Consider the following 26,316-nt stretch of genomic DNA (forward strand, 5'->3'; position numbering starts at 1 on the left):
GACTTCCGTTTCGTCGACTTCCGTTTCGTCGCCTTCCGTGTCGTCGGCAACGTCGGTTCCGGCGTCGTCCGCATCGTCGATGACCTGGAGACCGACCGGGGCCGCCTCCTCGTCGACCAGAACGGCGGAGGTGGCATCGGTGCCACCGTCGCTGGCCTGTGCCACGACGCTTCCGACGCCGACGACGCCGCTGGCGAGGACGGTTGCGGAGAGCAGTGCTCGGGTGAGGGTCTTGTTCATGGTGTTCGGGTCCTTTCGGGTGGGATTCCACCGAGGCTTCGGTGGGTGTCGTTGTCGACATCCATGACGCTCGCCGTTCCGGGTAAGCCGGTGGATGGAAGGCTCGAAGGAAGATCGAAGGATCAGCTCCGAGGCGGGCGAGCCTCGGGCGACGACGACGAATCCGCGAGCAGCCACCGGTGTACGGACGCCGGCGAGATGCCGGTACGACGTGCGAACGACCGGCCGAACCGGCTCGATGCCGCGAGGCCGACCAACTCGGTCGGCTCGGCTGCGACAGCGATCGTCGTCACGGCAGCGAGGAGCGACACGAACGACAACATGAGCGCCGGATCATCGATGACGAGGTGCGGATCGAGCGTGCGTGCGAACGGTGCGAACGCCAGCGCCGGGACCAACCACAGCGTTGCTCGCCGGGCAGCGATCCGCAGCGCGACCGGCCGGCTGAGCGCGAACAACAGCGTGACCTGCATGACCAGGTAGAACGCAGACGGGTTCACGCGACCCACCATCGTGAACGACAGGTTCAACACGATTCCCGCCCACAGCGCGAGCCTGACGTGGCGGTTCGTGACCAGGCACACCGCGATCATCAGCTGCGTCCACACGACGAACCAGGCCACCACGGGAGCGAGCGGCTCGAGCACCGAGTCGGCGAACGGCACGAAGAACGGCAACATGTCACCGCGCTGTTCGCCGAGGAAGTCCAGCAGGTACTCACCTGTCCACCAGGACGGATCGATCACCTTCTCGACCCCCGCCCGGAACCACCCGGCGATCAGGAAGAGATACATCGGCGCGAGGATCGCCAGCAACCCCGGCGGGAGCACGCGCGCTCGGCGTGATTCCTCGGTCGCGAATTCAGAGGTTGCCGCTTCGGGCGGCCAGTCCGTGGTGCTGATCATCCCCGGAGCGTCGTTCCGGCGGGTAAATCGGGCAGTGGGGAGTTCGAAGGACCTTCGAAGGGACCGAGCCTCCGTGTGCGGTCAGGCGACCTGCGCGACGAACTCGGCGATCCGCTCGGCGATCTCGTCGTCCTTGCCCTTGAGGTCGTGGCGGCCGCCATCGATCCAGTGGTGCTCGACCGGAGCCGGGATCGTGGCCGTCCACTGCTCGAGTTCGTCGGGCGTCCCGAACGGATCGCGGGTGCCGGAGATGAACAGACACGGCACGGCGATGTCCGGCAGGTGTTCGACTCGGAGGCGTTCGGGCTTGCCCGGCGGGTGCAGCGGATAGCAGATCAGCACCAGACCGGCGAGCCGAGCGACCGGACCCTGCTCGTCGACGTCGGCGGCGACCATCGTCGTCATCCGTCCGCCCATCGATCGGCCGCCCATGACGACGGCGCCACGGCGGCGCGAGAATTCCCGCAGGTCGTCACGCACCGACGCCATCAACTTCGGTGCTCGATCGGGCGCCCGTCGGCCCTGCTTGCGATAGGGGAAGTCGCGTCGCTCCACGTACGCGGACGACCCGAGCAGCGCCTCGGTCGCGACGAGGCTCGAGTGGTCGCATCCGGTTCCGGCTCCTGGATACAACACCAACGTGGGCTTGGCCATCAGGACAGGATTCTTCGTGCCTCGGCGAGGTCGGACATCGCCTTCGCGGCGTCGACCTCGACGCCACCATGATCAGGATGCACGCCGCGCAGCTTGGAACGGAACGCCTTCGTCACCTCGCGCTTCGACGGCTTCGAACCGTCGATCTCGAAGCCGAGCAGCACCATGGCCCACCCGCGCGGGTCGGCCAACGCCTCGAGCGTGGTCGTCTGTGATCCGGCAAGATACGCGATCATCGACGGGCCGACCGGGCCTCGCCAGCGCGCTGCCTTCTGCAACACCGGCGTGATCAGGCGCCGGTGATCGAGGGCGAGCCGCTCGACGGCGTAGATCGCCCCGAGTACCTGGGCCAGGTCGGTGCCGGTCGTGGCGAAGTCGAACGAGATGTCGTCACCGTCGCCGACCAATCGATGCGTGCTGCTCCCCAGGCCGTGGCGATCGAGCTGGAATCGGTGGCGAAGTCGCGGCTGGACGATGCGCTTGCCGTCCTCGACCTCGTTGATCAGCCGATGGATGTCGGGAACGTGATCGCCGTCGACGCCGCCGAGGTGTTGCGCCACGATCGCTCCAAGGAGCAGTCCACCGAACCCGGGAGCGGGATCGACCGGAAGCACCATGTGTCCGAGGGAGATCCGCCGGGTCGGCTGCGCCGGACGGCTGTGGAAGATCTCGAGCTCGGCAAGCAGCACGCGGGAATCCCTCGGGGTGTCAGACGTAGTCACGCACGGTCGAGCGGAGCGCCTGCGCGAGTCCGATCACGTCGGACGATTCCTGGAGGTGTCCGTCGTCGCCGACTTCCTCGTCCCCGACGTCGTTGCCATCGGCGTCGGCCACGATCCGGTCGACGATCGCCGCAACCCCGCTGACCGCCTGTGTCCACACGCGCGGGTTCAGCTGGTACGGCGGGTGCTTCGGATGGATCAAGCCGTCGATGTCGATGACCTTCCGTCGGGCCTTCGCGTCGAACGGTTCCTTGGCGAGCTTGTCGGCAACCAGGAAGATGTCGCCGAGGACGCCGTCGGGCGGATCGTTCGACCCGTCGTCATCGACGACACCGAGTTCGCCCGCTTCGATGGCGTCGAGCAGCGAATCGACGTCGTCCTCGGCGTCGGCCGCGACATTGATGACCGCGCCCTCCCATCGATGGGGAATCTCGGCGTCGACCAGCGCCTCGGTCAGCGCCCGGCGATCGGATTCGCTCCACTCGTCGAGCCCGTACTCGACCGACTCCTCATCGAGGACCAGCGTGACCGGAAACGGTCCCAGTTGCTCTTCGAGCTGCTCGAACATCGCGTCAGCCGCTTCCTCGACCACCTCGGGCACGACCAGCTCGTCGCCGTCCCAGTAGTGCGGTACACCACCATCTGCCAGCGCCTCTGCGAGCTCGGCGCGGTGGTCGAACGACCACGCGGCGAGGTCGTAGTGGACCTTCACGATCGTGTCGTCGTTGGGATCGAAGTCGATGGGCTGGCCGGAGGCGGCGGTGTCCTGCGCCTGCTCGCCGCCCTGCTTGTTCACGAAAGCCACGGCTCGAACGCTACCTGCCGGACCGGTTCACTCGGGGGCGACGAGACGATTCAGGAAGGCCTCGGTACGTGCGTACTCGTCGGCGATGGTGTCGGGCCGGCGGAAGCCGTGGCCTTCCCCCTCGTACACGACGAAGTCGACGTCGCCTCCGCCTGCTTCGATCGCGGCGACCAGCCGCTCGCTCTGCTCGATGGGCACGACGGGGTCGTCGGAGCCGTGCATCAGGAGCAGCGGCTCGGTGATCCGGTCGGCCCGGTGGATCGGCGACAGCGCGCGGAACGCCTCTGTGGATGCGGCAGAACCGTCGTTCGGTGCAACGAGCGTGTCGGTGTAGTGCGCTTCGAAGCGGTGAGTCACCTCGGTGAGCGCGCGCAGGTCGCTCACGGGGTACGACGTCACTCCACCGGCGACGAGATCGGGGTGATCGGCAAGGACGCCGAGGGCGGTGAGGCCTCCGGACGATCCGCCGATCACGATCGTCGAGTGAGGTCCGGACCAACCTGCGTCGTAGGCGTGTTCGATCAGATCGGCCGTGTCGTCGACATCGGCGCGACCCCAGCTCGCGTGCAGCGCCTGTTGGTAGGCGCGGCCGTGCCCGGTCGTGCCCCTCGGATCGACGACGAGGACGTCCCAGCCGCGACTCCACCAATAGACGATCCGCGGGCGCCACTCCACCTGCCACTGGTCGGTCGGACCTCCGTGGACCCAGACGAGCATTCGACCGTGTCCTGCGACGAAACGGCGCGCCTGCAGTTCGAACGCGTCGTCCCGGGACCGCACGCTCACCAGATCGGGCTCGGGCAGTTCGTCGCGAGGCCACACGTCGGGCACCGACAGCGCCAGCGTCCGACGAGCACGGGAGGACATCTCGTAGGCCACGATCTGGGTCGGCGTGCGGGCGCCGGATCGCAGTGCCACGAGATGGTCGTCGACCCACGACAGCTGGCCGTGGACTCCGCGCCCGAGCTGCTCGACCTCGCGGGTCGTTCGGTCGACGACGTACAGCGCGCCGTGACCGCATTCGTTGCGGGTGAACGCCACGCGCGAGCCGTCCGGGCTGAACGCGAACGATCGGTTCCCCATCCCCCACGTGGGCCCGGCATGTTCGTACCGATCGACCACGACCGCATCCTGCGCGACGTGCAGATTCAGCCATCCCGACCCGTCGTGGACGTGCGCCGGCTCCCCGGACGGGGTGAACCGCGGTTGCTGGAAAGCCCCATCGGCCTCGCTCCACTCGGTGATCTCGCCGGTCGACAACACGAGGTCGACCCGGACCGCCGCGTCCCACGCCATGTTCGGCGGACTCCAACCCACCCACGACACCGTCTGCCCGTCGGGCGAGAGCGCGGGATCGAAGCAGAACTCGTGTCGTCCGTCATCCAGCCGACGGCCGTCACCCGATGCGAGGTCGTTCCACCAGACCTCCGCCTCGTCGAGCACGTAGACCACCCCGGCCGGATCGACGTTGGCCACGGCAGGAGCCCGCGCCGACCGCTCGTGGTGGGTGAGTCGACGGAGGTCGAGTCCCCGCTGTCGCCAGAGCTCTCCGTCGACGGCCACGTACACGAAGTCGCGTTCTCCGCCGCCGCTCGGGCCGAGCCAGATGAAGCATCCGCCGCCGAAGCCGCGACCCGGTGCCGGGTCGGGTCCGAACGTGAGCTGTGTTTCCAGGCTGTCGCCGGTGATCGGCACGGCGTTGATCGACGAACCACCGCGCCAGCGTTGGACGAATCCCACCGCCGTCCCGCCGGGCGTCAGCCTCGGTTCGGTCAGACTTCGTCCCGCGCTGACCAACGACAACGGCACAGGGTCCACGCGGCGAGCGTACAAACGGTCTGCACATCTGAAGGATTCGTGTCGCGTCGGGCCGGCCGATCGACCAAGCTCGAGGGATGCAACTCGCTGACTTCCCTCGCCATCCTCTCCTGTTCGGACCCTCACCGATCCATCGGCTGCCCCGGCTGTCCGAGGCGCTGGGAGGCGAGGTCGACATCTGGGCCAAGCGCGAGGACTGCAACTCGGGGATCGCGTTCGGCGGCAACAAGGTGCGCAAACTCGAATACCTCGTCGCCGACGCCCTCGCGCAAGGATGCGACACGCTCGTGTCGATCGGTGGGATCCAGTCGAACCACACCCGCCAGGTCACCGGGGTCGCACGGCATCTCGGCCTCGGGTGCGTCACCGTGCAGGAGGGGTGGGTCGACTGGCCGGACATGAACTACGACAAGGTGGGCAACATCCAGCTCACCCGCATCATGGGCGGCGACATCCGGATCGATCCGGCCGGATTCGACATCGGCATCCGCGACAGCTGGAAGGACGCACTCGCTTCGGTCGAGGCCGCGGGAGGCAAGCCCTACCCGATTCCCGCGGGCGCCTCGGACCATCCGCTCGGCGGGCTCGGGTTCGCGAACTGGGCGGTCGAACTCGCGACCCAGGAGTGCGAGATCGACATGTTCTTCGATCATGTCGTGGTCTGCACCGTCACCGGATCGAGCCACGCGGGAATGATCGCCGGTTTCGCGCTCGAGGACCGCGACGATCGCCGGATCATCGGCATCGACGCGTCCGCAACGCTCGACAAGACAGTCGACCAGGTCACGCGCATCGCCACGAACACCGCCGACAAGATCGACCTCGGCCGCGACCTGCGCAACGACGAGATCCACATCGTGTCCGGCTACGAAGGCCCTGCATACGGCGTCCCCGACCAACAGACCATCGACGCGATCCACCTCGCCGCGCGAACCGAGGGAATGCTCACCGACCCGGTCTACGAAGGGAAATCGATGGCCGGGATGATCGGCATGATCCGCACCGGGGAGATCCCCGCCGGGTCGACGGTGATCTACTGCCACCTCGGTGGTCAACCCTGCCTCCCCGCGTACGCCGGGGCGCCGGGTCTCGGGTGATCCACCGGTCGGGAACGAGCGCCGACGGGAATGGGTCGCGGAGGCTGCGCGCAGTACCGTCGGGGCCATGACCGAGACGTCACGTGAACGCCCCGACCGGAACCTTGCGATGGAGCTCGTTCGGGCGACCGAGTCCGCATGCCTCGCCGCGTCACGATGGGTCGGTCGCGGTGAGAAGGAGCAGGCCGACGGCGCCGCAGTCGAGGCGATGCGGCTGTCGCTGTCGACGGTGCAGATGACCGGAACGGTGATCATCGGAGAGGGCGAGAAGGACGACGCCCCGATGCTGTTCAACGGCGAGGAGGTCGGCGACGGGTCCGAACCGTTCGTCGATGTGGCGGTCGACCCGATCGACGGCACCACCCTCACCGCCCACGGCAAGACCAATGCACTGTCGGTGATCGCCGTCGCCGACCGCGGTTCGATGCTCGACCCGGGACCGTCGTACTACATGGAGAAGATCGCGGTCGGGCCCGCCTCGGTCGGCTCGATCGACATCACGGCCAGCCCCTCGCAGAACCTTCGGTGGATCGCCAAGTCGAAGCGGGAGGACGTCCAGGACCTCACGGCGGTGATCCTCGATCGTCCGCGCCACGCCGACTTGATCGCAGAGGTACGGGCCGCCGGCTGCCGGATTCGGCTGATCACCGACGGTGACGTCTACGGCTCGGTCGCCACGTGCTGGCCCGATGCCGGTGCCGACGTGCTCTTCGGAATCGGCGGCACACCCGAAGGCGTCATCTCCGCCGCCGCTCTCAAGGCGATGGGCGGAGAGATGCAGGCGCGCTTCGCCCCGCAGAGCGACGACGAGCGCTCCGCGATGCTGGAAGCCGGATTCGATCTCGATCGGGTGATGACCCAGGACGACCTGATCACGAGCGACAACGCCTTCTTCGCGGCAACGGGTCTGACCGACGGGGCGCTGCTCCGCGGCGTCCGCTTCGACTCCCGCGGCGCCCGCACCCAGAGCCTGGTGATGCGTTCTCGCAGCGGAACCGTGCGCTTCGTCGACGCCTACCACCAGGTCTCGAAACTCCGCGAGTTCTCGTCGATCGACTACTGACCATCGAGTCAGTCCGGGCGGTCGACGACCACCGTGGCGATGATCGCCGGCGCAGGAAACGACACGGAACCGTCCGCCGAAACGAACCGGGCGAGGTCCTGTTCGGCACGGGCGATCAGAGCCACTTCCTGCTCGTCGTCGACGAGGTCGGCCAGCGTCCACCCTTGCACGTCGGTGTGCACCCAGTCCGCGAGGGAGGCGAAACGAGCAGTCCCGGATGACTCGGTGAGACGTACGTCGTGGCCGATCGGGTCCACCAGACCCCTGACGTCCTCGGGACGGCCGAGCACGAAGGGTGCACGCAGAGCGTCCGCAGCCTCGTTGCCGAGTTCCTCGGCGATCAGGGCAACCATCGCGGCGTAGCCGGGCGTCCGATCGAGGCCGAACCATGTCGCGATCGTGATCGTGCCTCCGATCGCCGTGGCGCGTGCCATCTCGTTCATCGCCTCCCGGCGGTCGGTGAAGAACATCGCGGCGAACTGGCTGACCGTGTGATCGAAGCAACGGTCCTCGACGGGCAGCGCCTCGGAGGTGCCGGCACGCCACTCGATCGACGGCGCCGACCGTTCGGCGACGGCGAGCATCCCGGGATTCGGATCGACGCCCACGACACGTTCCCCGGCACCGACGCGGGCGGCCGCCGCTCGAGCCACGACGCCGGTTCCACAGCCGACGTCGAGCACGCGAGCTCCGGCGACGACGTCCGCGTGGTCGAGGACCGCCTCGGCGAACTGGCCGAACAACGCGGGGACGAAGAACGATTCGTACACCTCGGCCGCGGCGGTGTTCACCTGCCCCCGGTCGGCATCGGTTGCGGGTCGGTTCCTTTCCTCGGACATGATCTCAGTGTGCGCGTTCCGCTCACGGAGCGGTAGTGCTGTTTTCGCACTCGATGTGTTCGCAGCCGTGCGCGAACATCGATGCGTGGGTTCGTATCGCCAATACTGCCCGGTCGCTCTGGCGTCGGAGATCATGGCCGAACGGTGGACGCCGCTGGTCGTCCGCAACCTGATGCTGGGTGCCGACACCTTCAACGAGCTCGCCCGCGGTGTCCCCACGATGTCCCGCTCGATGCTCGTGAAGCGACTCACCCAACTCAAGCACGCCGGAGTCATCGCGTCCGAGCCCAAGGGCGACGGCCGAGGTTCGATCTACCACCTCACCGATGCCGGCGCCGACCTCGCCGGTGTGATCGACGCGCTCAGCGACTGGGGCGGGCGATGGGTCGAGGTGACGAGCGCACACGCGGATCCGGGTTTTGCGCTGTGGGCATGGTGTCAGGCCCAACTCGACCGATCGAAACTCCCGGCCGGGAGGATCGTCGTCGCCTTCAGCTTTCCCGACGAGGCTGCGGGCAACCGCTCGTACTGGCTGCTCGTCGAGCACGGCGACGCCGAGGCGTGCGCGACCGATCCCGGTGGTGACCCCGAGCTCCTCGTCGAGGCCGAGTCGAAGGCGTTCGTCGACTGGCACCGGGGTGCGTTGTCCTGGCCGGACGCGCTGCGGAGCGGCCGCATCACCGTGACCGGCCGTGGCGACCTCGCTCGATCGATCGCCACCTGGAACCTCCACGCGCCGATCGCACCACGCACCGCTGATGGATCGACGGGGGTCTGACCCCCGTCGACGTTCAGGCGAGGCCGTTGACGAGGACGGCGAAGTGCTTCGACGTGGAGGCGTGGCGCTTGCCGACGACCTCCTGGTACTCGCCCGACTCGTAGATCTCCTTGGCCTTCTCGGCGGACTCGAACTTGAGCACGACGGTCTGCTTGCCGGTGCTGTCGCCCTCGATCTGCTCCGACTCCGGGTCGAAGACGACGACCTCGCACTCGCTTCCGATTCGCAAGGCGCCCATGGCCCCAGCCTGGTATTCGCCGTACAGGTCTGCGTCGTCGACGTCGTAGTTCACGATCAGGTAAGCACTCATCGGCTCACCCTTGCAGAATCAGGCCGTGAATCCGGTACCGGTCGCCTTCAAACGCGCGATGGCGCGAGCCTTGCCGGCGACCGCGTCGGCGATGTTCGCCTCGACTTCCTCGGTCTTCAGCGTCAACTCGTGGCGTTCGAGGTCGGCCTTGGCCTGCTCGACGTCGATGTCCTCGGCCAGTTCGGCCTTGTCGGACAGCAGCGAGATCCGCGTCGGCGAACCGCCGCTGACCTCGATGAAGCCGCGGTGGACGGCGATGTCCTGGATCTTGCCGTCGGTCAAATAGATCCGCGTGTGGTTCTCGACGAGTGCGCCGACGAACGGCGCATGACCGGACTGGAAGGCGATCTCGCCGCCACCATCGGTCCGCGTGATGACCATGTTCGCCTCACCGGAGAAGACGACCTCCTCCGGCGACACCAGGTCGATCTGCATTGGTTCGGCCATCGTGGTCAGCTCTCGGCGAGGGACTTGGCCTTCGCCTGCACCTGGTCGATGTTGCCGACGTTGAGGAACGCCTGCTCGGGCAGATCGTCGAGATCACCGTTGATGAGTGCCTCGAACGACTCGACCGTCTCGGCCACCGGCACGTACTCGCCGTCGAGGCCGGTGAAGGTCTTGGCGACGAAGAAGGGCTGGGACAGGAAACGCTCGACCTTGCGGGCACGAGACACCGTGAGGCGGTCCTCTTCGGACAGTTCGTCGAGTCCGAGGATCGCGATGATGTCCTGCAGTTCCTTGTAGCGCTGGAGGGTCTCCTGCACGCGCCGGGCGACACCGTAGTGGTGGTCGCCGACGACCTCGGGGCTGAGGATCGTCGACGTCGACGCCAACGGGTCGACCGCCGGGTAGATGCCGAGGGCCGCAACCTGGCGGCTGAGCTCCGTGGTGGCGTCCAAGTGGGTGAAGGTCGTGAACGGCGCCGGGTCGGTGTAGTCGTCGGCAGGCACGTACACGGCCTGCAGCGAGGTGATCGAGCGCCCCTTGGTCGAGGTGATCCGCTCCTGGAGCTGACCCATCTCGTCGGCCAGCGTCGGCTGGTAGCCCACCGCTGACGGCATGCGGCCGAGCAGCGTGGAGACTTCGGAGCCGGCCTGCACGAAGCGGAAGATGTTGTCGACGAACAGGAGCACGTCCTGGTTCGCGACGTCACGGAAGTATTCCGCCATCGTCAGCGCCGACAGCGCGACACGCAGGCGCACGCCCGGCGGCTCGTCCATCTGACCGAAGACCAGGGCGGCCTTCTCGTACACGCCCGACTCCTGCATCTCGAGGCGGAGGTCGGTGCCTTCACGGGTGCGCTCGCCGACACCGGCGAACACCGACACACCACCGTGCTGCGAGGCGACACGGTTGATCATCTCGGTGATGAGCACGGTCTTGCCGACGCCGGCACCGCCGAACAGGCCGATCTTGCCGCCGGCCACGTACGGGGTGAGGAGGTCGACGACTTTGATCCCGGTCTCGAACATGCGAGCCGACGGCTCGAGTGCGTCGAAGGTCGGCGCGTCGCGGTGGATGTCCCACCGTTCGATCTCGTCGATTCCTTCCGGCTGCGTGTCGAGGGCCTCTCCCCACACGTTCCAGACGTTGCCGAGGACCTTGTCGCCCACGGGAACCTGGATGCCGTGACCGGTGTTGCGCACCGGAGCGCCACGGACCAGACCGTCGGTCGGCTTCATGCAGACGGCGCGGACGCGTCCGCCGCCGAGCTGCTGCGCCACCTCGGCGAGAACGGTGATGGTCTCGCCTTCGAGCGTGACGTCGAACTCCAGCGCGGAGTTGATCTCGGGGAGCGCGTCACGGGGGAATTCGACGTCGATCACGGGGCCGGCGATGCCGACGACGCGACCGTCCTGGAGTGCATTTTCTGTCATGGTCATTTCGATGTTCTCCTGAATCGGGTCAGATCTGGTCGTCGGGGTACTTCGCGTTGTGGAGCCGGCGGGCTTGTCCCTGCCAGTCTTCGCGCTGGATGCGGTCGTCGGAGCCGACGGCCTGGTTGATGCGAGTCACGTCGTCACCGCTCAGCGTGGCGATGTCCTTGAACGTGGCGACGTTGCGCTCGGCGAGGACCGCGGCAGCGTTGTCGCCGATGCCGTCGATGCGCGTCAGTTCGTCGCGCTCGAGCGTGGCCACCGAACCGGACTCCGCGGCCGCGGTGGACCCCGAATCGTTCGGACGCGTTGCCATCGCAGCCATCTCGACCACGTCGTCACCGTCATCGAGGTCGATGTAGCCGACGTCCATGTCGTCGCCCTCGAGCGCTGCGGCGCCGCCGACGATCTCCATGATCTCGGCCGTGATCGACGCCTGGCGAGCACGGTTCATGACGATGCTGAGGTTCGTGATCAGTTCCTGGGCGTTGTCGGTGGCCGACTTCATCGCCCGCTGACGGAATGCGTGCTCGGACGCCGCGGCGTTGAGCAGTGCGGCGTAGATGCGTGCTTCGACGTAGCGCGGGAGCAGGCTGTCGAGGATCGTGAGCGGGTCGGGTTCGAACTCGAAGTCCGCGCCGCCACCGGCCGTGTCCCGTCCGTCGCCGCCGGCGACCGAGTCGCTGCCGAGCGGTACGAGCGGTCGGAGCACGACTTCCTGGCTGCCGGCGCTGATGAAGCGGGTGTAGACGAGTTCGACCTTGTCGACTTCGCCGGAGGTGAACAGGTCGACCACGTGCTCGCCGATCCGGCGTGCGTCGTCGTACGACGGCTGATCCGTGAAGCCCATGAACGACTGACCCAGCTGGTAGCCGCGGAAACGGAAGTAGCCGAGCGCCTTCTTGCCGACCGGGATGATCGTGTAGTCCTTGCCGGCCTGAACGTCGGCCTTGACCTCGCCCTCGGTCGCGCGCTGCACGCCGGCGTTGTACCCGCCGCACAGACCGCGGTCGGCGGACATCACGACGTAGCAGGTCTTCTTGATCTCATCGCGACCGGCGAGCAACGGCGAATCCGACGTGCCACCGGCAGCGGCGAGGTCCTTGACGACCTCGGTGATCTGCTCGGAGTACGGCACGGCCGCCTGGACGCGTTGCTGCGCCTTGACGATGCGCGAACCCGCGATGAGTTCCATCGCGCGCGTGATCTTCTTGGTGGACTGCATCGCCTTGATGCGGCCCCGCAGAATTCGCTCTTGGCCTCCGGCCATAAGAAATCAGTACTCCCTGATCACTCGGTTGCGAGGGTCTTGGCCGACTCGGCGTCGCCCATCTCGTCGGCGTCGACCGACGACGGGTCGACACGATTGCCGTCGGCGTCGGTGATCTTGAACCCTGCCTTGAACTGTTCGATCGCATCGCCGAGCTCGTCCGGCAGACCCGTCGTGCGCAGCTCGTGGAGCAGTCCGGCGTGCGTCGAGCGCATGTGCTCGAGCAGTTCGGACTCGAAGCGGACGACGTCGTCGGTCGGCAGGTCGTCGAGGTAGCCGTTGGTTCCGGCGAAGATCGACACGACCTGTTCCTCGACCGGCATCGGCGAGTTGAGCGGCTGCTTGAGCAACTCGACGAGGCGGTAGCCACGGGCGAGCTGAGCTGCGGAGATGGCGTCGAGTTCGGAACCGAACGTGGCGAATGCCTCGAGCTCGCGGAACTGTGCGAGGTCGAGCTTCAGGGTGCCGGCGACCTTCTTCATCGACTTGATCTGCGCGTCGCCACCGACACGGGACACCGAGATGCCCACGTCGACCGCCGGGCGCACACCCGACTTGAAGAGCGCGTCCTGGAGGAAGACCTGGCCGTCGGTGATCGAGATCACGTTCGTCGGGATGAAGGCCGACACGTCGCCGGCCTTGGTCTCGATGATCGGGAGTGCGGTCAGCGAGCCGGCGCCGTTCTCGTCGGAGAGCTTGGCGGCGCGCTCGAGCAGGCGGGAGTGCAAGTAGAACACGTCGCCCGGGTATGCCTCGCGGCCCGGCGGGCGGCGGAGGAGCAGCGACAGCTGTCGGTAGGCGTCGGCCTGCTTGGACAGGTCGTCGTACACCACGAGGGCGTGCTCGCCGTTGTCCATCCAGTGCTGCCCGATCGCGCAACCGGCGTAGGGGGCGAGGTACTTGAACGGCGCCGAGTCGGCGGCCGGGGCGGTGACGACGACGGTGTACTCCATCGCACCGGCCTCGCGGAGGGTGGCGACGGTCTGGGCGACGGTCGATCCCTTCTGGCCGATCGCGACGTAGATGCACTTCACGCCGAGACCCTTCTGGTTGAGGATCGTGTCGATCGCGACGGCGGTCTTGCCGGTCTTGCGGTCACCGATGATCAGCTCGCGCTGGCCACGTCCGATCGGGGTCATGGCGTCGATCGCCTTGATCCCGGTCTGGAGCGGCTCGTGAACCGGCTTGCGACCGAGGATGCCCGGCGCCTGGATCTCCATGCGGCGCTGGGTGGCTCCGACGATTTCGCCGGCTCCGTCGACGGGCTGGCCGAGTGCGTTGACGACACGACCGAGCATTGCGTCACCGACCGGCATCGAGAGGATGCCGCCGGTCGACTTGACGGTCTGGCCCTCTTCGATGTTGTCGACGTCACCGAGGACGACGGCGCCGATCGAATCCTCGTCCAGGTTCAGTGCGAGGCCGACCGAACCGTCCTCGAACTCGAGGAGTTCGTTCACGGCCGCGCCGGGCAGACCCGACACTCGGGCGATGCCGTCACCGACTTCGGCGACGCGGCCGACGGTGCGAGCCTCGACCGACGGGGCGAAACCGTCGAGGTTCTTCTTGAGCGCCGACGCGATGTCGGCGGCGGAGATGGTGAGTTCAGCCATAATTCTTGTCCCTGACGGTCGTCGAGTGGGTTGTTTGCGTCACAGCCGTGACTTCAGTTGATCGATACGGGTGCGGACGGAATCGTCGATCACATCGTCGCCCACGGTGGCGACCACGCCACCCACGACGGAGGGATCCACGATCGCCTTCAGGTTGAGGGTCTTGCCGGTTGCGTTCTCGAGGGCGGCCTTCAGCCGATCCTGCTGGTCACCGGAGAGTGGCACCGCGGTGCGCACTTCGGCGACGTCGAGCTGCTTGGCGTTGCTCGCCCGGTGGACGAGCACGTCGACGATGGCGGGCAGGTCACGGGCCTTGCCGGATCCGACCACCATCGACACGAGCTGTGTCGTCGTGGACGTCGCCTTGCCACCGAGGAGGTCTTCGATGATCGCCTGGCGCTTCTCGGCCGGGATCTGGTCGTCGGACAGCGTGGTCCGCAGCTCCTCGCTGCTCTCGTAGGAGCGAGCGAAGCGGAAGAGCTCGTCCTCGACCTCGTCGAGGGTTCCGTCGGCACGGGCGATCTCGAACAGTGCCCGTGCGTAACCCTGGATCCGTGCGTCGCTCATGAAGATGCTCCTACTCGGGAGATGAAGCCCTCGATCAGTTCCTGCTGTGTCGCATCGTCGAGCGAGCTGGTGACGCTGGACTCGATCGCCTGGTTGGAGTACCGGGCGATGTCGGCACGCAGATCGTCGGCTCCGCGGCCGGCAGCGGCAGCGATGTCGGCGTCGGCTTTGGCTTCGAGTTCCTCGACCTCTTGGGTCAGTCGAACCCGTCCGTCTTCGAGGAGGGAAGCAGCTTGGGCGTCGGCCTCGGCGAACAGGCGGGTGCGCTCGCCGTCGACGTCACCGAGCGAGGTGCGGATCTCGGCGGCGTCCTTCTCGGCCTGGGCACGAGCAGCGGCAGAACTGTCGAGTTCGTTCTGGATCTTCTCGGTCCGCCCCTTCATCGCCGCGGCGATGGAGGGCCAGGCGAACTTCCAGAGGCCGACGAAGACGATCAGGGTGGCGAGGCCACCGATGATCACTTCTTCGATCGGAGCGAAGTACGGGCTCAGCGAGGTGGAGCCGACTCCGTCGTTCGGGACCGAATCGGCCGCGAGGATCGTGGAGAACAGGTTCATGACGACGCTCCCGTGGTCGTACCCATCGCCGAACTGACGGCGGCCTGGACCGTCGCCGGGTTCGGGGCCTTGCCGGTCGCGATCTCGGTTGCCCGGGACACGACGTCGGTGACCGCCGACTCGACATCGGCCATCGCCGCTTGGCGAGCTGCGTCGACCTCGGCGGTCGCAGCGGCACGCTTCTCGGCGATCCGAGCGTTCGCGGCGGCGATCTGCTCGCTGCGCTCCGACTCGAGTGTCGCACGAGCGGCGTCGACCTTCTGCTGGGCTTCGGCCCGAACCGAGGTGAGGCGTGCCTCGTACTCGGCGACATCGGCCCGAGCGGCGGCGGTGAGCGTGTCAGCGCTCTCCTTGTCACTCTGGATCGAGTCGTACCGAGCCTGCATCCCCTTGCGCACCTTCGGGAAGAGCCAGAAGTACAGAACGACGAGCAGCACCATGAAGGCGCCGAATCCCCAGATCATCTCCTTGGCTTCGGGCGCGATCGGGTTGAGTTCGGGGCACTCCTCTGAACCGACGGGGAATTCCTCGCCGTTCAGATCGGTGCGTTCACACGTCTCGGCCTCGAGCAGGTTGACCTGCAGAGGACCGCCGGAGTGTGAAGTTGTGACGACGGCTGTCAGCACGTCAACTCCATTCCTGGATTGCAATTACGGATGGGACTCATGACTGGTTCGGGACCAGCGAACGCCGATCAGGCGAACTTGAGAAGAATGAAGACCACGAAGCCGATGAGGGCGAGCGCCTCGGTGAACGCGATACCGAGGAACATGGTGGTCCGCACCATGCCGGCCGCTTCGGGCTGACGGGCCATGGCCTCGACGGACTTGCCGACGAGGTAACCGATGCCGATGCCAGGGCCGATGGCGGCGAGGCCGTAGGCGTAACCGGCTGACGCGGCAGCTGCGGTGTTCTTGGCATCTGCGGGATCGACTCCGGCCTCATCGGCGGCGGCGACCAGTGCGCTGAAAGCTTCCATTGGGGTGCTTCTCCTAATTGGTTTCTGTGTAGTGGGAGATCGTTGGGAAAGGTGTTGCGATTCGTCTGGCGAATGGCGTGGTGATCAGTGTTCTTCGGCGTGACCGGCGGTCGAGTTGCTGATGTAGACCGCAGCCAGGATGGCGAAGATGTAGGCCTGCAGGAAGGCGACGAGGATCTCGAACGCCGTCAGGAAGACGAGCATGGCGAACGGCAGGATGCTCGCCGGGACGAGCATGATCTGCGCGGTCTCGGCGGTGGCGAGCGCCGCGGTCAGCAGGGCGAAGGTGACGAGCAGGATGTGCCCGGCGAGCATGTTCGCCATGAGTCGGACGGTGAGGCTGAACGGCGTGACGATGATCGTCGAGATGAACTCGATCGCTCCGACGAGTGGCTTCAGCGCCGTGGGAACCCCGGGCGGCCAGAGCAGGTGACCGAAGTAGGCCCCACCCTGGTGCTTGAGACCGACGCCGATGTAGATCACCCAGACGAGCAGCGACAGCGCGAGCGGAATCGCGATGCGTGCGGTCGCCGGCATCTGGAAGAACGGCAGGATCCCGGGAATGTTGCAGAGGAAGATGAACAGGAACAGGCTCAGCAGGAACGGGGTCCACTTCAGACCCTCCTTGCCGAGCGTCTGCATCACGATGCCCTCTTCGACGAACTCGATCGTCTGCTCGGCGAGATTCCGGCTGCCGGTCGGAGCGACCGATGGGTCCTTGCGGCTGGCGAGCAGGAACAGTCCGATGCTGATCAGCGTGGCCAGCACGGCGATCAGCGCGATCTTGTTGAAGGACGGGAAGATGTCCTGCCAACGCAGCAGTTCGTTGATAGGCGGGAAGACGAGTCCTCGTTCAGCGAGCACGAAAGTTCCGTTTCAGTCGTTGGTGGGTTGAGTCGGGTGGTGATGTGCAGATGTCTCGAGCACGGTCACGCACGATCAGGTTTCAGGCCAGGGTGGGCAAGTGAGAGGGCGACGAACTTCATCTCCCAGAACAGCAGCCCGAGGTGCGTCACGATGATGGTCGATCCGAGTGCCGGAAGCGAAATCCACGAGGCGTCCTTGACGAGAAACACCGCGAGGAAGATCAGTCCGAGGCGGATCAGGTAGCCGAAAAGTGTGGCGGCCATCATCAGGCCGATCGAGATGCGGGCGGCACCGGCGATCAGTCCGGCGGCCAGCGCGAAGTTCGCGAGCACGATCGCGATGCCGTAGGCGCTCGACCAGGCGCCGTCGGCGCCCCAGATCACTGCGCACACCGCGATCAGGAGCGGAGCCACGATCAGGCCGCGCTTGATCATGTCGTTCGAGATCCCGACCTCCGGGGCCGGACCGTCGAAACGGGTGGTCATCGGATCCACCTGGCGCTCGGTCACGGTCACGCGGCCTCGCTGTTCGTGTCGGCGACCGATCCGCGGGCGATGACGGTGCCCGCCGGTCCGGCGAGCTTGGCGCGGCGTTCTTCGTCGTGCTGATCCATCTTCGCGGCGTACTGGTAGTAGAACCGGGCGAAGATGCCGACCGAGCCGAACACGGTCAGCCCGATCATGAAGAGAGGAAGCGTCCCGAAGAGTCGATCGAGTCCGTAGCCGGCGCCGACGAACAGCATCAGCATGATCACGGCGTCCATGCCGTGGCCGAGCGGGTCCTGCGAGTTCACGCGGACGTTCTTGGGCGGGCGGGGGAGGAGCTTCATTGATCCGTGGGTGATCACTGCGCACACGGAAGGGCGGCGCTTGTGAATGCATGCACAACCTAGTGCGGCAGCTGCGCTCCGGCAACCCGAATCAACGTGTCAATCGCGTGTGGATTCGAAGAGGCTCGGCTGGGCGTCGTCGACCGGCGCAACATCGTCATACGACCCGGCCGGCCGGTCGATTCCCTCGGGCGGCGTGTTGTTCAGGCGACGCTGCTCGCGCACGCTCGGATGCAGCAACGTGAACAGCAGGATCGCGATGGCCCCGATCCCGAACGGGAGGTACTCGGGGTTCTGATCGGTGAGGATCGGATACAGCACGAAACCCGAGAGCAACGCGGTCCACGCCCACAGGATGAGCACGCTGCGTCGGTGCCCGTGACCGAGGTTGATCAGGCGGTGATGGAGGTGGCCCTTGTCGGCGGTCGCCAACGACGAACGGTTCGTGGCCCGACGGATGATCGCGAACGTCGTGTCGAGGATCGGCACGCCGAGGATGAGGAGTGGGATCGCGATCGGTGCGAGCAGGAAGTACGTCGTGCCGACGAACTCGGTCTCGAACGAGTCGGCGCGCCCACCGACGACGCTGGTCGACACCGCGAGGAGCAACCCGAGCAGCAACGCTCCCCCGTCGCCCATCATGATCCGCGCCGGGTTGAAGTTGTGCGGCAGGAACCCGACGCACACCCCGACCGCGAGGATCGCGAAGAGCGGGCCGACGTTGCTCGGCAGGATCAGCTCACGAACGGTCAGTTCCTGGCTGTAGAGGAAGAAGGCGAACGCTCCGATCGCGACCACGCCGGCGGCGAGACCGTCGAGGCCGTCGATGAGGTTGATCGCCTGGCTCATCCCGACCAGCCACAGAACCGTGACGAGTGGCTTGAGATCGTCGGAGAGGATCGTCTCGCCGAGCCACGGGAGACGGAACGAGTCCATCACGACACCGAAGTACACGAGCGCGAGGCCCGCGAGCACGGTTCCGAACACCTTCGCCGGCGCGCTCAACTCGCGCACGTCGTCGAGGAAGCCGGTCCCGAAGATGATGACCGCCGCGATCAGCACGCCGAGCGGCTCGGAGTTCGAGGTGAACAGCGGATCGAACGCGTCGAGTTGCCACGCGACTCCGAGAGCGACGACGAAACCGATGAACATGGCGAGCCCGCCGACGTCGGGCAGCGGCTCGGTGTGCACGGTCCGCTCGTTGGGCGGATACACCCAGCCGAACCGGTACGCGAGCCGGGCGACGATCGGCGTGAAGACGAAGGTGACGACGGCGGCGACCGCTCCGACGAGCAGGTAGGAGGTCACCTCGGGCACGAACCGACACATTACGCCAATCCGCCGGACGCAGCGGCGGCACGGACAGGGGATCGCCTACGCTCCCCCCGTGTCCGATCGTTCCCTGAGCACCGAGACGACATCGGGCAGTGGTCGCCGCCGATCGATCGCCACCACGGCAGCGGGCCTCGCGCTCGCGGCGGTTCTCGCGGCGTGCGCGGCGAACGCCGACACGACCGACGACGCTGCGAGCGACGCGTCCACCGAGCCGACCGTCTCTGTCGACTCGACCCCTGCACCATCGACCGAGGCGTCCACGACGGTCGCGCCGACATCGGTTGGGCCGGCCGGCCTCTCCTTCGCGAACGACGTGATGCCGATCATCGAGGACAACTGTGCGGCGTGCCACACCCAGAACGGTCCCGGCGCTGCCCACCTCCGCCTGGAGACGGCCGGCGACGCAACCGGGTTCGATGCGGAGTACATCGGCGCCGTGGTCGACGTGGGATACATGCCTCCCTGGCCGGCCGCCGATGGCGACGTCGAGTTCCACGGCGACCGGCGTCTGGCCGACACCGACCGACAGACGATGGTCAGCTGGGCGGATGCGGGCGGGATCCTCGATGTCGACCCCGCGACTCCGATCGTCGCGACGGCAACGCCACTTCCCACTCTCGATGGGGACCTCACGCTCACCGGCCTCCCCTACAAGGGAGACGTCGAGAACGATGAGGACGACTACCGGTGTCAGATCTACGACCCGCAACTCACCGAGTCGGGCTACGTCGAGGCGTTCGGGTTCGAGCCCGACCGGACCGAGGTCGTCCACCACGCGCTCCTGTTCCACGCCGACGCCTCGGCGCGCCAAGCGGCCGAGGACGTGGAAGCCGCGAGCGACGACATCGGGTGGTCGTGCTCCGGGCTCGCCGGGTTCGGAGCCCCCGGCACGGTCGATCAGGTGATGAGCTGGGCACCGGGGCAGCAAGCGACCGTGTTTCCCGACGGGGTCGGCATCCCGGTCGAACCCGGCGACTTCTTCGTCGTCCAGATCCACTACCACTACGAGCCGGAATGGAACGACCTCCCGCCCGACGAGTCGCGTCTCGTCGTCGACCTGGCGGATCAGGAAACGATCGATGCGGCCGCCGGCGAACTCGATCCGATCACCCTGACGCTGTACCTCGGGCCGGCGGAGATCCCGTGCTCGACAGATGAGACCGGACCACTGTGCGACCGGGAAGCGGCACGCGCGCAGCTCATCGAAGAACAGGGCCCGTTCGCCGGTTTCGTCGGCGACGGGTTGATGGCATCGTGTGGCGCGACGGTCGAGGACTTCGCCGGGATGACCGACGGCGTCGCTTCCTCCTCGTGCGATCACCGTGCGACGCCGGGGACGATCCTGTCGGTCTGGGGCCACGAGCACGAGATCGGTTCGTCGTTCACCATGACGTTGAACCCGGACACGCCCGACGAGCGGGTGCTGCTGGACATCCCTCGGTGGGACTTCGACTGGCAACTCAACTACGAACCCGTCGAGGAGATCGTGCTCACCTCCGACGACGTGATCCGCGTCGAGTGCTCATGGGACCGGGCGAAGATCCCCGCCGATGCCGAGCCGCGCTACGTGATGTGGAGCGAGGGCACCGCCGACGAGATGTGCTACTCCCAGATCATCACCCGCCCGACTTCCTGAGAACCGTCAGAGTTCGATCGGAGTCGGGTGCGCGCCGTCGCCCGCGAGTGCGCCGGAGTCGAGTTCCGCCTGTCGATCCGCCTGGAGCTGGAGCGCTTTCGACCGTCCCGGGAGGAACTGGGCGACGACGATCGCGACGACGAGCAACGCTCCGGCGACCAGGAACACGGTGCGGTACGGCGCGAGCCCGTCGGAGTTCGACAGCGTCCCGACCGCGGCGTCGGGGCGATTCGAGGCGAAGATCGCGGCGATGATCGACACCCCGATCGCCGCCGCGACCTGTCGGGTCGTCTGGCTCAGCGCCGACGCCTGCGACACCTTGCGCCCCTCGACCGAGTTCATGGCCACGATGTTCGGAGCCATCATCGCGAGGCCACTGCCGAGGCCGCCGACGAAGAGGAGCGCCGCGACCACCGGGAGCGACGTGCTGCTGCTCAAACCGGCCAGGCCGACGAAGGAGACGCCGAGAATCGCCGCACCCACCGTCACCGGGATGCGGGCGCCGATCCGGTCGGTGAGGCGACCACCGATCGGCATCGTGATCGCGATGCCGACCGCGGAGGGCAGCATCGTCAGTCCGATCCGGAACTCCGAGATCGAGCGGAGACTGCCGAGTTCGAGCGGGATGTACACCAGTCGCGTGTACTGCGCGACCGTGAGCAGCGCGATCGTGACCATCCCGATCGCGAACACGGGATTGGCCAGGATCCGCATGTCCACGAGCGGCGCGTCGACTCGCAGGGTTCGCATCGTGAAGAGCGCGAGCAGCAGTGCTCCGCCCACGAGCATCGAGACGACCGACCAACTCGACCAGCCCCACGCCTCGCCCTTCGAGAAGCCGATCAAGAGCACGGCGAGTCCGAACCCACTGAGCGCGAGACCGACGCGATCGAGCGGACGACGTTCGCGGAACCCGGTGTCGGTGAGCAGCCGGATTGCGATGGGGATCCCGATCATGCCGATCGGCACATTGATCAAGAACAGCCAGCGCCAGCCGACCGACGACACGAGACTCCCTCCGAGGACCGGCCCGATCGCTGGAGCGGCCATCACGGCGATCCCGAAGTAGCCGAGCGCCCTGCCACGTTCTCGAGGTTCGAAGAGCTCGTAGATCATCGCCATCGCGACCGGCATCATCAGGCCGCCGCCGACCCCTTGAGCGACCCGCGCCACAACGAGGGTTTCGAGCGTCGGTGCCACGGCGCACGCGAGCGACGCGATCGTGAACAACGCCATCGATCCGATGAACATCGCCTTGCGTCCGTACCGGTCGGCCGACCAACCGCTGACCATCTGAGCGACGCCGACCGCAGCGAGGTACGCCGTGACCACCCACTCGATTCCCTCGACGGTGTCGAAGTCGCGCTGGAGCGACGGGAGACCCAGGTTCACGACCGTGGTGTCCAGCACCACCATGAAGGTGCCGAAGAGCACCACGCCCATCGCGACCCACCGGTAGGGCACTCCGGCGATCGACCCGTCGCTCACTGCCGCTGCACCATCGGCGCTCACCTCGCGGTCATCGCCGGACGTCGAGGCGGTGTCGAGTTCGGTCATCGGTGTGCTCCTTTCCGTCCGTGTCCAACCGATCAGACGGAAACCATCTCAGAAATAGTTGGTTCGTACAACCAATCAATGTAGCAAACGATCTAAGATCGGCGCGATGGACGCCGATGCGATTGCCCGGATCGAGGCGGCGCTGATCACGCTCGTGCGCCGCGCCAACGACCCCCGCGGCAACAGGGTGATCAACCGCACCGCCGGCGTCGACATCGACCGCGCGGCGTCGGTCATGCTCGCGCGGGTCGAGGAACTCGAGCCGGCGCGGCTCTCCGAACTCGCCGGCGCGGCCGGGGTCGACACCTCGACGGCGAGTCGTCAAGTGGCGCGGCTGGTGGACGACGGACTCGTCGTGCGCGCGTGCGACCCCACCGACGGGCGCGCAACGGCCCACCGGCTCTCCGACATGGGCCGGGCAACGCGGCGCAAGCTCGACTCCGCCCGTCGATCATGGTTCGAGGACGTCCTCGCCGGCCACGGCGAAGCAGAACGCGAGCAACTGGCCGTTCTGCTCGAGCGATTCATCGAGAACATCCCGAACGACGCCTGATCCCCGCGGTACGACGTCAGGGTCAGTGGAAAGAGAGTCAGGGGCGGGTCACGCGGGATAGGCGGGGAACTTGGCGCAGAGCGCCGCGACCTCGCCCTTGATCGATGCGAGCGCCTCGGGGTTGTCGACCTCGCGGAGTGCGCGGGCGATCAGGTTGGCGATGATCGGCATCTCGTCAGAGGTCATGCCCTGCGTCGTCACCGACGGCGTGCCGATGCGCAGGCCGCTCGTGACGAACGGGCTGCGCGGGTCGTCGGGGATCGTGTTCTTGTTGAGCGTGATTCCCGCTTCGTCGAGAGTGGCCTGAGCGACCTTGCCGGTCAGTTCGGCGTCGAACGGCGTGAGGTCGACGACCATCAGGTGATTGTCGGTGCCGCCCGACACGAGCCGGAACCCTTCCTGGACGAGCGCGTCCGCGAGTGCGGAAGCGTTCGTGACGACCTGCTCTGCGTAGTCGCGGAACGACGGATCGGCCGCCTCGCGGAACGCGATCGCCTTTCCGGCGATGACGTGTTCGAGCGGCCCGCCCTGCCAGCCGGGGAACACCGCCTTGTCGATCGCCTTGGCGTGCTCGGCGGTGGAGAGGATGCATCCGCCACGCGGGCCACGCAGCGACTTGTGGGTCGTGAGCGTGACGACGTCGGCGAACGGCACCGGGTTCGGGTGGGCGCCACCGGCGACGAGTCCGGCAAGGTGGGCGATGTCGAACATCAGCAGTGCCCCGACCTCGTCGGCGATCGCCTTGAACGGTTCCGGATCGAGCCGGCGGGGGTACGACGTCGTGCCCACGACGATCAGCTTCGGGCGGTGCTCGACCGCGAGATCGTGCACCTGCTCCATGTCGATGCGGTCCTCGGCGCCGGTGCCGTAGGCGACGAAATCGTAGAGCAGTCCGCTCGCGTTGACCGGCGAACCGTGCGTGAGGTGGCCACCGTGGTCGAGGCTGAGCCCGAGGATCTTGTCGCCCGGCTCGAGCAGCGCCTGGTACACGCACATGTTCGCGTTGGCGCCGGAGTGGGGTTGGACGTTGGCGTGTTCGGCACCGAAGAGCGCCTTCGCCCGGTCGATCGCGAGTTGCTCGATCGAGTCGACGATCGCGTTGCCGCCGTAGTACCGCTTGCCGGGGTATCCCTCGGAGTACTTGTTGGTGAGGACCGAGCCGGTCGCCGCCATGACCGCGGGAGAGGTGAAGTTCTCGCTCGCGATCAACTGCAGGCCGGTCGTCTGGCGCTCGACCTCACGCTCGATGAGCGCTTCGACCTCGGTGTCGGGATCGTTGGTACTGGGGAAGGGCATCGTGGTTCCTTGTCTCACGTGGCAACCGGGGTCAGGCCCCAGTTGCCACATCTGCGGTTGGGCTCAGAATTCGTTCTCGAGGGCGGTGATCTGATCGACGCGGCGCTGGTGGCGGCCGCCTTCGAACTCGGTGGTGGCGAACGTGGTGACGATCTCCTCGGCGAGCCCGATGCCGACGACGCGGCCGCCCATCGACAACACGTTCGCGTCGTTGTGCTCACGCGCCATCCGGGCGGTGTAGAGGCAGTTGCAGAGAGCGGCACGAACGCCGCGCACCTTGTTCGCCGCGAGCTGCTCGCCCTGGCCACTCCCACCGATCACGATGCCGAAGTCGGCTTCACCGGCGACCACGGTGCGACCGACACCTGCGCAGATCGCCGGGTAGTCGACGGACTCGGTCGAATCGGTCCCCTGATCATCGACCTTGTGGCCCAGATCGGCGAGGAACGAGACGAGGTGGGCCTTGAGATCGAACCCCGCGTGGTCGGAGCCGATTGCGATTCGTGCCATCGCCGATCGAGTGTAGGGAACGAGCCACGTCGGAGCGCGTTCCGTTCCGACAGGAATCGTGGCCGCTCGCCCGCTGTCCGTACGCTCGGACCGTGACGCTCGATCCACGCACCCCCGTGATCGTCGGTGTCGGCCAGTACAACCACCGTGCCGACTCCCTCGACGATGCCCTCGAACCCGCCGCCCTGATGGAACGCGCCGTGCTGAACGCCAGCGCCGATGCCGGGCTCGACGGCCCTCCCACCGCCGATTCGGTCCGAGTCGTCAGCATCATCGGCTGGCGTTATCGCAACGCGCCGCGTTTCCTCGCCGAACGGCTCGGGATCGATGGCGCCGAACTCGCCCAGACCACCAACGGCGGCAACAGTCCACAGTCGTTGGTCAACCGCACCGCCCTCGACATCGGCGACGGCACGATCGATGTCGCCGTGCTCGCCGGCGCCGAGGCCTTCCGCACCTTCATGCGCGCCCGCAAGGAGAACGTGCGACTGCCGTGGCCGAAGGCCGACGACGATGATCAACCGATTCGACTCGGCGCGGAACTCGACATGAATCACCCGGTCGAGCGCGACCTCGGCATCGTCATGCCGATCCAGGTCTATCCGATGTTCGAGACGGCACTGCGCGCCGCTGCGGGACGAACGGTGGAGGAGCACCAGGCCCACCTCGGCCGGTTGTGGTCCGACCTCAGCCATGTCGCCGCGGGGAATCCCGACGCCTGGATCCGCGACCCGAAGTCGCCCGAGGAGATCACGACGGTCAGCTCGTCCAACCGGATGATCGGCTTCCCGTACCCGAAGTTGATGAACTCGAACAGTGACGTCGACATGGGTGCCGCCCTGATCATGTGCTCGGTGGAGGCCGCACGGCGGATGGGCATCGACGAGAGCAAATGGGTGTTCCCCCACGCCGGCACCGACTGCCACGAGCACAACTTCGTGTCGAACCGCGACACGTTCGCGCGCACGCCGGCGATCGAGCTCGGAGGCAGACGGGCACTGGAACTCGCAGATACGTCGATCGACGAGGTCGAGCTGATCGACCTGTACTCATGCTTCCCGGCTGCGGTGCAACTCGGAGCGCAGTCGCTCGGCATCGACCTGACGGAACGGCAGTGGTCACGGACCGGGGGCCTGCCGTTCTGCGGCGGACCGTGGAACAACTACCCGATGCACGCCATCGCGACGATGGTCGGCGAACTGCGTGAGCAGGAGGATGCCCGCGGCCTCGTCTGGGCGAACGGTGGCTATGCGACCAAGCACTCGTTCGGGGTGTACTCGGCGACTCCCCCCGCAGACGGATTCCGCTACCAGTATCCGCAGGACGAGATCGATGCGCTCCCGAAGCGCGACCTCGCCTCCGGGGCCGATGCCGTGGGATCTGCGACGATCGAGGCGTACTCCGTCATGTTCTCCCGCTCGGGATCGCCGGAAACGGCGTACGCGGCGTGTCTGCGTGACGACGGGCGCCGCGCCTGGGGCACGTCGACCGATCCGCAACTCGCCGCCGCACTGTGCGAGGGCGAATGGGTCGGGACCGCCGTTCGGCTCGACGCCGACAGCACCCTCACCGTCTGACGCGCGACCCCCACGAACATTCCGATCATTCCGTTCTCGTGAACAGTTCGCGCACGGAGCGC

29 protein-coding genes and 1 pseudogene are annotated in these 26,316 nt (G+C 66.9%); 6 read left to right on the plus strand and 24 right to left on the minus strand.

What is annotated here, in order from left to right; translation table 11 throughout:
* The 6 genes from ON45_RS08025 to ON45_RS08050 all read right to left on the minus strand — a co-directional run.
* The coding region (locus tag ON45_RS08025; RefSeq protein ID WP_040493132.1) for a hypothetical protein at positions 1-240 on the minus strand (240 nt) is incomplete at its 3' end.
* A 122-nt stretch (positions 241-362) separates the two neighbouring features.
* On the minus strand, positions 363-1,145 hold the full coding sequence (locus ON45_RS08030; protein ID WP_040493133.1) for a hypothetical protein: 783 nt from the start codon (positions 1,143-1,145) through the stop codon (positions 363-365).
* A gap of 81 nt (positions 1,146-1,226) precedes the next feature.
* Positions 1,227-1,799 carry an alpha/beta hydrolase family protein gene (locus ON45_RS08035; RefSeq protein WP_040493134.1) on the minus strand — a complete coding sequence of 191 codons (573 nt, stop codon included), beginning with the start codon at positions 1,797-1,799 and terminating at the stop codon, positions 1,227-1,229.
* Complete coding sequence (locus ON45_RS08040; protein WP_040493135.1) at positions 1,799-2,488, minus strand: J domain-containing protein; 690 nt, start codon at positions 2,486-2,488, stop codon at positions 1,799-1,801. The genes ON45_RS08035 and ON45_RS08040 overlap by 1 nt, the downstream gene beginning before the upstream one ends.
* Before the next feature lie 19 nt (positions 2,489-2,507).
* Positions 2,508-3,326 carry a hypothetical protein gene (locus ON45_RS08045; RefSeq protein ID WP_040493136.1) on the minus strand — a complete coding sequence of 273 codons (819 nt, stop codon included), beginning with the start codon at positions 3,324-3,326 and terminating at the stop codon, positions 2,508-2,510.
* A 27-nt stretch (positions 3,327-3,353) separates the two neighbouring features.
* A complete protein-coding gene (locus ON45_RS08050) occupies positions 3,354-5,144 on the minus strand; it encodes a S9 family peptidase (protein WP_148288577.1) in 1,791 nt (596 codons plus the stop codon).
* Between the two features lie 77 nt (positions 5,145-5,221).
* On the opposite strand from ON45_RS08050, the gene ON45_RS08055 reads away from it, so the two are divergent.
* Both ON45_RS08055 and glpX read left to right on the plus strand, forming a co-directional pair.
* Entirely contained in the window at positions 5,222-6,241 is a 1,020-nt protein-coding gene (locus ON45_RS08055) for a 1-aminocyclopropane-1-carboxylate deaminase (protein ID WP_040493138.1), read from the plus strand.
* A 67-nt stretch (positions 6,242-6,308) separates the two neighbouring features.
* Positions 6,309-7,304, plus strand: coding sequence for a class II fructose-bisphosphatase (gene glpX / locus ON45_RS08060; RefSeq protein WP_040493139.1), 996 nt, complete (start codon positions 6,309-6,311; stop codon positions 7,302-7,304).
* 8 nt (positions 7,305-7,312) lie between these two features.
* Here the strand turns inward: glpX and ON45_RS08065 are convergent, their stop codons facing one another.
* Entirely contained in the window at positions 7,313-8,143 is an 831-nt protein-coding gene (locus ON45_RS08065; protein ID WP_040493140.1) for a class I SAM-dependent methyltransferase, read from the minus strand.
* An 85-nt stretch (positions 8,144-8,228) separates the two neighbouring features.
* On the opposite strand from ON45_RS08065, the gene ON45_RS08070 reads away from it, so the two are divergent.
* Entirely contained in the window at positions 8,229-8,921 is a 693-nt protein-coding gene (locus ON45_RS08070; protein WP_040493155.1) for a winged helix-turn-helix transcriptional regulator, read from the plus strand.
* A 13-nt stretch (positions 8,922-8,934) separates the two neighbouring features.
* Here ON45_RS08070 and ON45_RS08075 read toward each other — a convergent pair whose 3' ends face one another.
* The 14 genes and pseudogenes from ON45_RS08075 to ON45_RS08135 all read right to left on the minus strand — a co-directional run bounded on the left by ON45_RS08075 (position 8,935) and on the right by ON45_RS08135 (position 19,107).
* Positions 8,935-9,231, minus strand: a complete 297-nt coding sequence (locus tag ON45_RS08075; RefSeq protein ID WP_040493141.1) for a DUF1330 domain-containing protein — start codon at positions 9,229-9,231, stop codon at positions 8,935-8,937.
* An 18-nt stretch (positions 9,232-9,249) separates the two neighbouring features.
* A complete protein-coding gene (gene atpC / locus ON45_RS08080) occupies positions 9,250-9,678 on the minus strand; it encodes an ATP synthase F1 subunit epsilon (protein WP_040493142.1) in 429 nt (142 codons plus the stop codon).
* A gap of 5 nt (positions 9,679-9,683) precedes the next feature.
* Positions 9,684-11,108, minus strand: a complete 1,425-nt coding sequence (gene atpD, locus ON45_RS08085) for a F0F1 ATP synthase subunit beta (protein WP_040493156.1) — start codon at positions 11,106-11,108, stop codon at positions 9,684-9,686.
* Positions 11,109-11,136: 28 nt separating this feature from the next.
* Positions 11,137-11,481 (minus strand): helix-hairpin-helix domain-containing protein, encoded by a 345-nt coding sequence (locus ON45_RS24145; RefSeq protein WP_505697846.1) that lies wholly within the window; start codon positions 11,479-11,481, stop codon positions 11,137-11,139.
* Positions 11,482-11,493: 12 nt separating this feature from the next.
* Positions 11,494-12,378: pseudogene (locus tag ON45_RS08090) on the minus strand (F0F1 ATP synthase subunit gamma); the annotation flags it as partial.
* A gap of 20 nt (positions 12,379-12,398) precedes the next feature.
* Positions 12,399-13,991, minus strand: coding sequence for a F0F1 ATP synthase subunit alpha (atpA, locus tag ON45_RS08095; RefSeq protein ID WP_040493143.1), 1,593 nt, complete (start codon positions 13,989-13,991; stop codon positions 12,399-12,401).
* 39 nt (positions 13,992-14,030) lie between these two features.
* Positions 14,031-14,558 carry an ATP synthase F1 subunit delta gene (atpH, locus tag ON45_RS08100; RefSeq protein ID WP_051062718.1) on the minus strand — a complete coding sequence of 176 codons (528 nt, stop codon included), beginning with the start codon at positions 14,556-14,558 and terminating at the stop codon, positions 14,031-14,033.
* Positions 14,555-15,115, minus strand: a complete 561-nt coding sequence (locus ON45_RS21260; RefSeq protein WP_051062719.1) for a F0F1 ATP synthase subunit B — start codon at positions 15,113-15,115, stop codon at positions 14,555-14,557. The genes atpH and ON45_RS21260 overlap by 4 nt, the downstream gene beginning before the upstream one ends.
* Positions 15,112-15,741: a F0F1 ATP synthase subunit B gene (locus ON45_RS08110; protein ID WP_040493144.1), complete on the minus strand. Its 630-nt coding sequence runs from the start codon at positions 15,739-15,741 to the stop codon at positions 15,112-15,114. Before ON45_RS08110 ends, ON45_RS21260 begins: the two co-directional genes overlap by 4 nt.
* Before the next feature lie 68 nt (positions 15,742-15,809).
* Entirely contained in the window at positions 15,810-16,094 is a 285-nt protein-coding gene (atpE, locus tag ON45_RS23765) for an ATP synthase F0 subunit C (protein WP_040493145.1), read from the minus strand.
* Between the two features lie 84 nt (positions 16,095-16,178).
* Positions 16,179-16,958, minus strand: a complete 780-nt coding sequence (gene atpB, locus ON45_RS08120) for a F0F1 ATP synthase subunit A (protein WP_040493146.1) — start codon at positions 16,956-16,958, stop codon at positions 16,179-16,181.
* A gap of 65 nt (positions 16,959-17,023) precedes the next feature.
* The gene (locus ON45_RS08125; RefSeq protein WP_241432175.1) at positions 17,024-17,476 is read right to left on the minus strand and encodes an ATP synthase subunit I; all 453 of its coding nucleotides are present in this window, start codon (positions 17,474-17,476) and stop codon (positions 17,024-17,026) included.
* Entirely contained in the window at positions 17,473-17,754 is a 282-nt protein-coding gene (locus tag ON45_RS08130; RefSeq protein WP_148288578.1) for an AtpZ/AtpI family protein, read from the minus strand. The genes ON45_RS08125 and ON45_RS08130 overlap by 4 nt, the downstream gene beginning before the upstream one ends.
* Before the next feature lie 135 nt (positions 17,755-17,889).
* A complete protein-coding gene (locus ON45_RS08135) occupies positions 17,890-19,107 on the minus strand; it encodes a glycosyltransferase family 4 protein (protein ID WP_051062723.1) in 1,218 nt (405 codons plus the stop codon).
* Between the two features lie 70 nt (positions 19,108-19,177).
* Between ON45_RS08135 and ON45_RS08145 the strand changes: the two genes are divergently transcribed.
* Positions 19,178-20,761, plus strand: coding sequence for a hypothetical protein (locus ON45_RS08145; protein WP_148288579.1), 1,584 nt, complete (start codon positions 19,178-19,180; stop codon positions 20,759-20,761).
* A 6-nt stretch (positions 20,762-20,767) separates the two neighbouring features.
* Here ON45_RS08145 and ON45_RS08150 read toward each other — a convergent pair whose 3' ends face one another.
* On the minus strand, positions 20,768-22,318 hold the full coding sequence (locus ON45_RS08150; protein WP_040493151.1) for a DHA2 family efflux MFS transporter permease subunit: 1,551 nt from the start codon (positions 22,316-22,318) through the stop codon (positions 20,768-20,770).
* Between the two features lie 106 nt (positions 22,319-22,424).
* On the opposite strand from ON45_RS08150, the gene ON45_RS08155 reads away from it, so the two are divergent.
* Positions 22,425-22,871, plus strand: a complete 447-nt coding sequence (locus ON45_RS08155) for a MarR family winged helix-turn-helix transcriptional regulator (RefSeq protein WP_051062720.1) — start codon at positions 22,425-22,427, stop codon at positions 22,869-22,871.
* Between the two features lie 48 nt (positions 22,872-22,919).
* On the opposite strand, the gene glyA is transcribed toward ON45_RS08155, so the two are convergent.
* Together glyA and rpiB are read right to left on the minus strand one after the other, a co-directional pair.
* A complete protein-coding gene (gene glyA / locus ON45_RS08160; protein WP_040493152.1) occupies positions 22,920-24,167 on the minus strand; it encodes a serine hydroxymethyltransferase in 1,248 nt (415 codons plus the stop codon).
* A gap of 63 nt (positions 24,168-24,230) precedes the next feature.
* A complete protein-coding gene (rpiB, locus tag ON45_RS08165; protein ID WP_040493153.1) occupies positions 24,231-24,677 on the minus strand; it encodes a ribose 5-phosphate isomerase B in 447 nt (148 codons plus the stop codon).
* Between the two features lie 92 nt (positions 24,678-24,769).
* Between rpiB and ON45_RS08170 the strand changes: the two genes are divergently transcribed.
* Positions 24,770-26,254, plus strand: a complete 1,485-nt coding sequence (locus ON45_RS08170; protein WP_040493154.1) for an acetyl-CoA acetyltransferase — start codon at positions 24,770-24,772, stop codon at positions 26,252-26,254.
* The last annotated feature ends 62 nt before the right edge of the window (positions 26,255-26,316 follow it).

This window comes from Ilumatobacter nonamiensis YM16-303, assembly GCF_000350145.1.
GTDB lineage: Bacteria > Actinomycetota > Acidimicrobiia > Acidimicrobiales > Ilumatobacteraceae > Ilumatobacter_A > Ilumatobacter_A nonamiensis.

What these genes read in the sequence shown, in the direction of transcription:
- ON45_RS08030 (WP_040493133.1), bottom strand. Translation starts at nt 1,145, where the DNA reads ATGATCAGCACCACGGACTGGCCGCCCGAAGCGGCAACCTCTGAATTC.
- ON45_RS08035 (WP_040493134.1), bottom strand. Translation starts at nt 1,799, where the DNA reads ATGGCCAAGCCCACGTTGGTGTTGTATCCAGGAGCCGGAACCGGATGC.
- ON45_RS08055 (WP_040493138.1), top strand. Translation starts at nt 5,222, where the DNA reads ATGCAACTCGCTGACTTCCCTCGCCATCCTCTCCTGTTCGGACCCTCA.
- glpX (WP_040493139.1), top strand. Translation starts at nt 6,309, where the DNA reads ATGACCGAGACGTCACGTGAACGCCCCGACCGGAACCTTGCGATGGAG.
- ON45_RS08065 (WP_040493140.1), bottom strand. Translation starts at nt 8,143, where the DNA reads ATGTCCGAGGAAAGGAACCGACCCGCAACCGATGCCGACCGGGGGCAG.
- ON45_RS08075 (WP_040493141.1), bottom strand. Translation starts at nt 9,231, where the DNA reads ATGAGTGCTTACCTGATCGTGAACTACGACGTCGACGACGCAGACCTG.
- atpC (WP_040493142.1), bottom strand. Translation starts at nt 9,678, where the DNA reads ATGGCCGAACCAATGCAGATCGACCTGGTGTCGCCGGAGGAGGTCGTC.
- atpD (WP_040493156.1), bottom strand. Translation starts at nt 11,108, where the DNA reads ATGACAGAAAATGCACTCCAGGACGGTCGCGTCGTCGGCATCGCCGGC.
- ON45_RS24145 (WP_505697846.1), bottom strand. Translation starts at nt 11,481, where the DNA reads ATGGACGTCGGCTACATCGACCTCGATGACGGTGACGACGTGGTCGAG.
- atpA (WP_040493143.1), bottom strand. Translation starts at nt 13,991, where the DNA reads ATGGCTGAACTCACCATCTCCGCCGCCGACATCGCGTCGGCGCTCAAG.
- atpH (WP_051062718.1), bottom strand. Translation starts at nt 14,558, where the DNA reads ATGAGCGACGCACGGATCCAGGGTTACGCACGGGCACTGTTCGAGATC.
- ON45_RS21260 (WP_051062719.1), bottom strand. Translation starts at nt 15,115, where the DNA reads ATGAACCTGTTCTCCACGATCCTCGCGGCCGATTCGGTCCCGAACGAC.
- atpE (WP_040493145.1), bottom strand. Translation starts at nt 16,094, where the DNA reads ATGGAAGCTTTCAGCGCACTGGTCGCCGCCGCCGATGAGGCCGGAGTC.
- ON45_RS08150 (WP_040493151.1), bottom strand. Translation starts at nt 22,318, where the DNA reads ATGACCGAACTCGACACCGCCTCGACGTCCGGCGATGACCGCGAGGTG.
- ON45_RS08155 (WP_051062720.1), top strand. Translation starts at nt 22,425, where the DNA reads ATGGACGCCGATGCGATTGCCCGGATCGAGGCGGCGCTGATCACGCTC.
- glyA (WP_040493152.1), bottom strand. Translation starts at nt 24,167, where the DNA reads ATGCCCTTCCCCAGTACCAACGATCCCGACACCGAGGTCGAAGCGCTC.
- rpiB (WP_040493153.1), bottom strand. Translation starts at nt 24,677, where the DNA reads ATGGCACGAATCGCAATCGGCTCCGACCACGCGGGGTTCGATCTCAAG.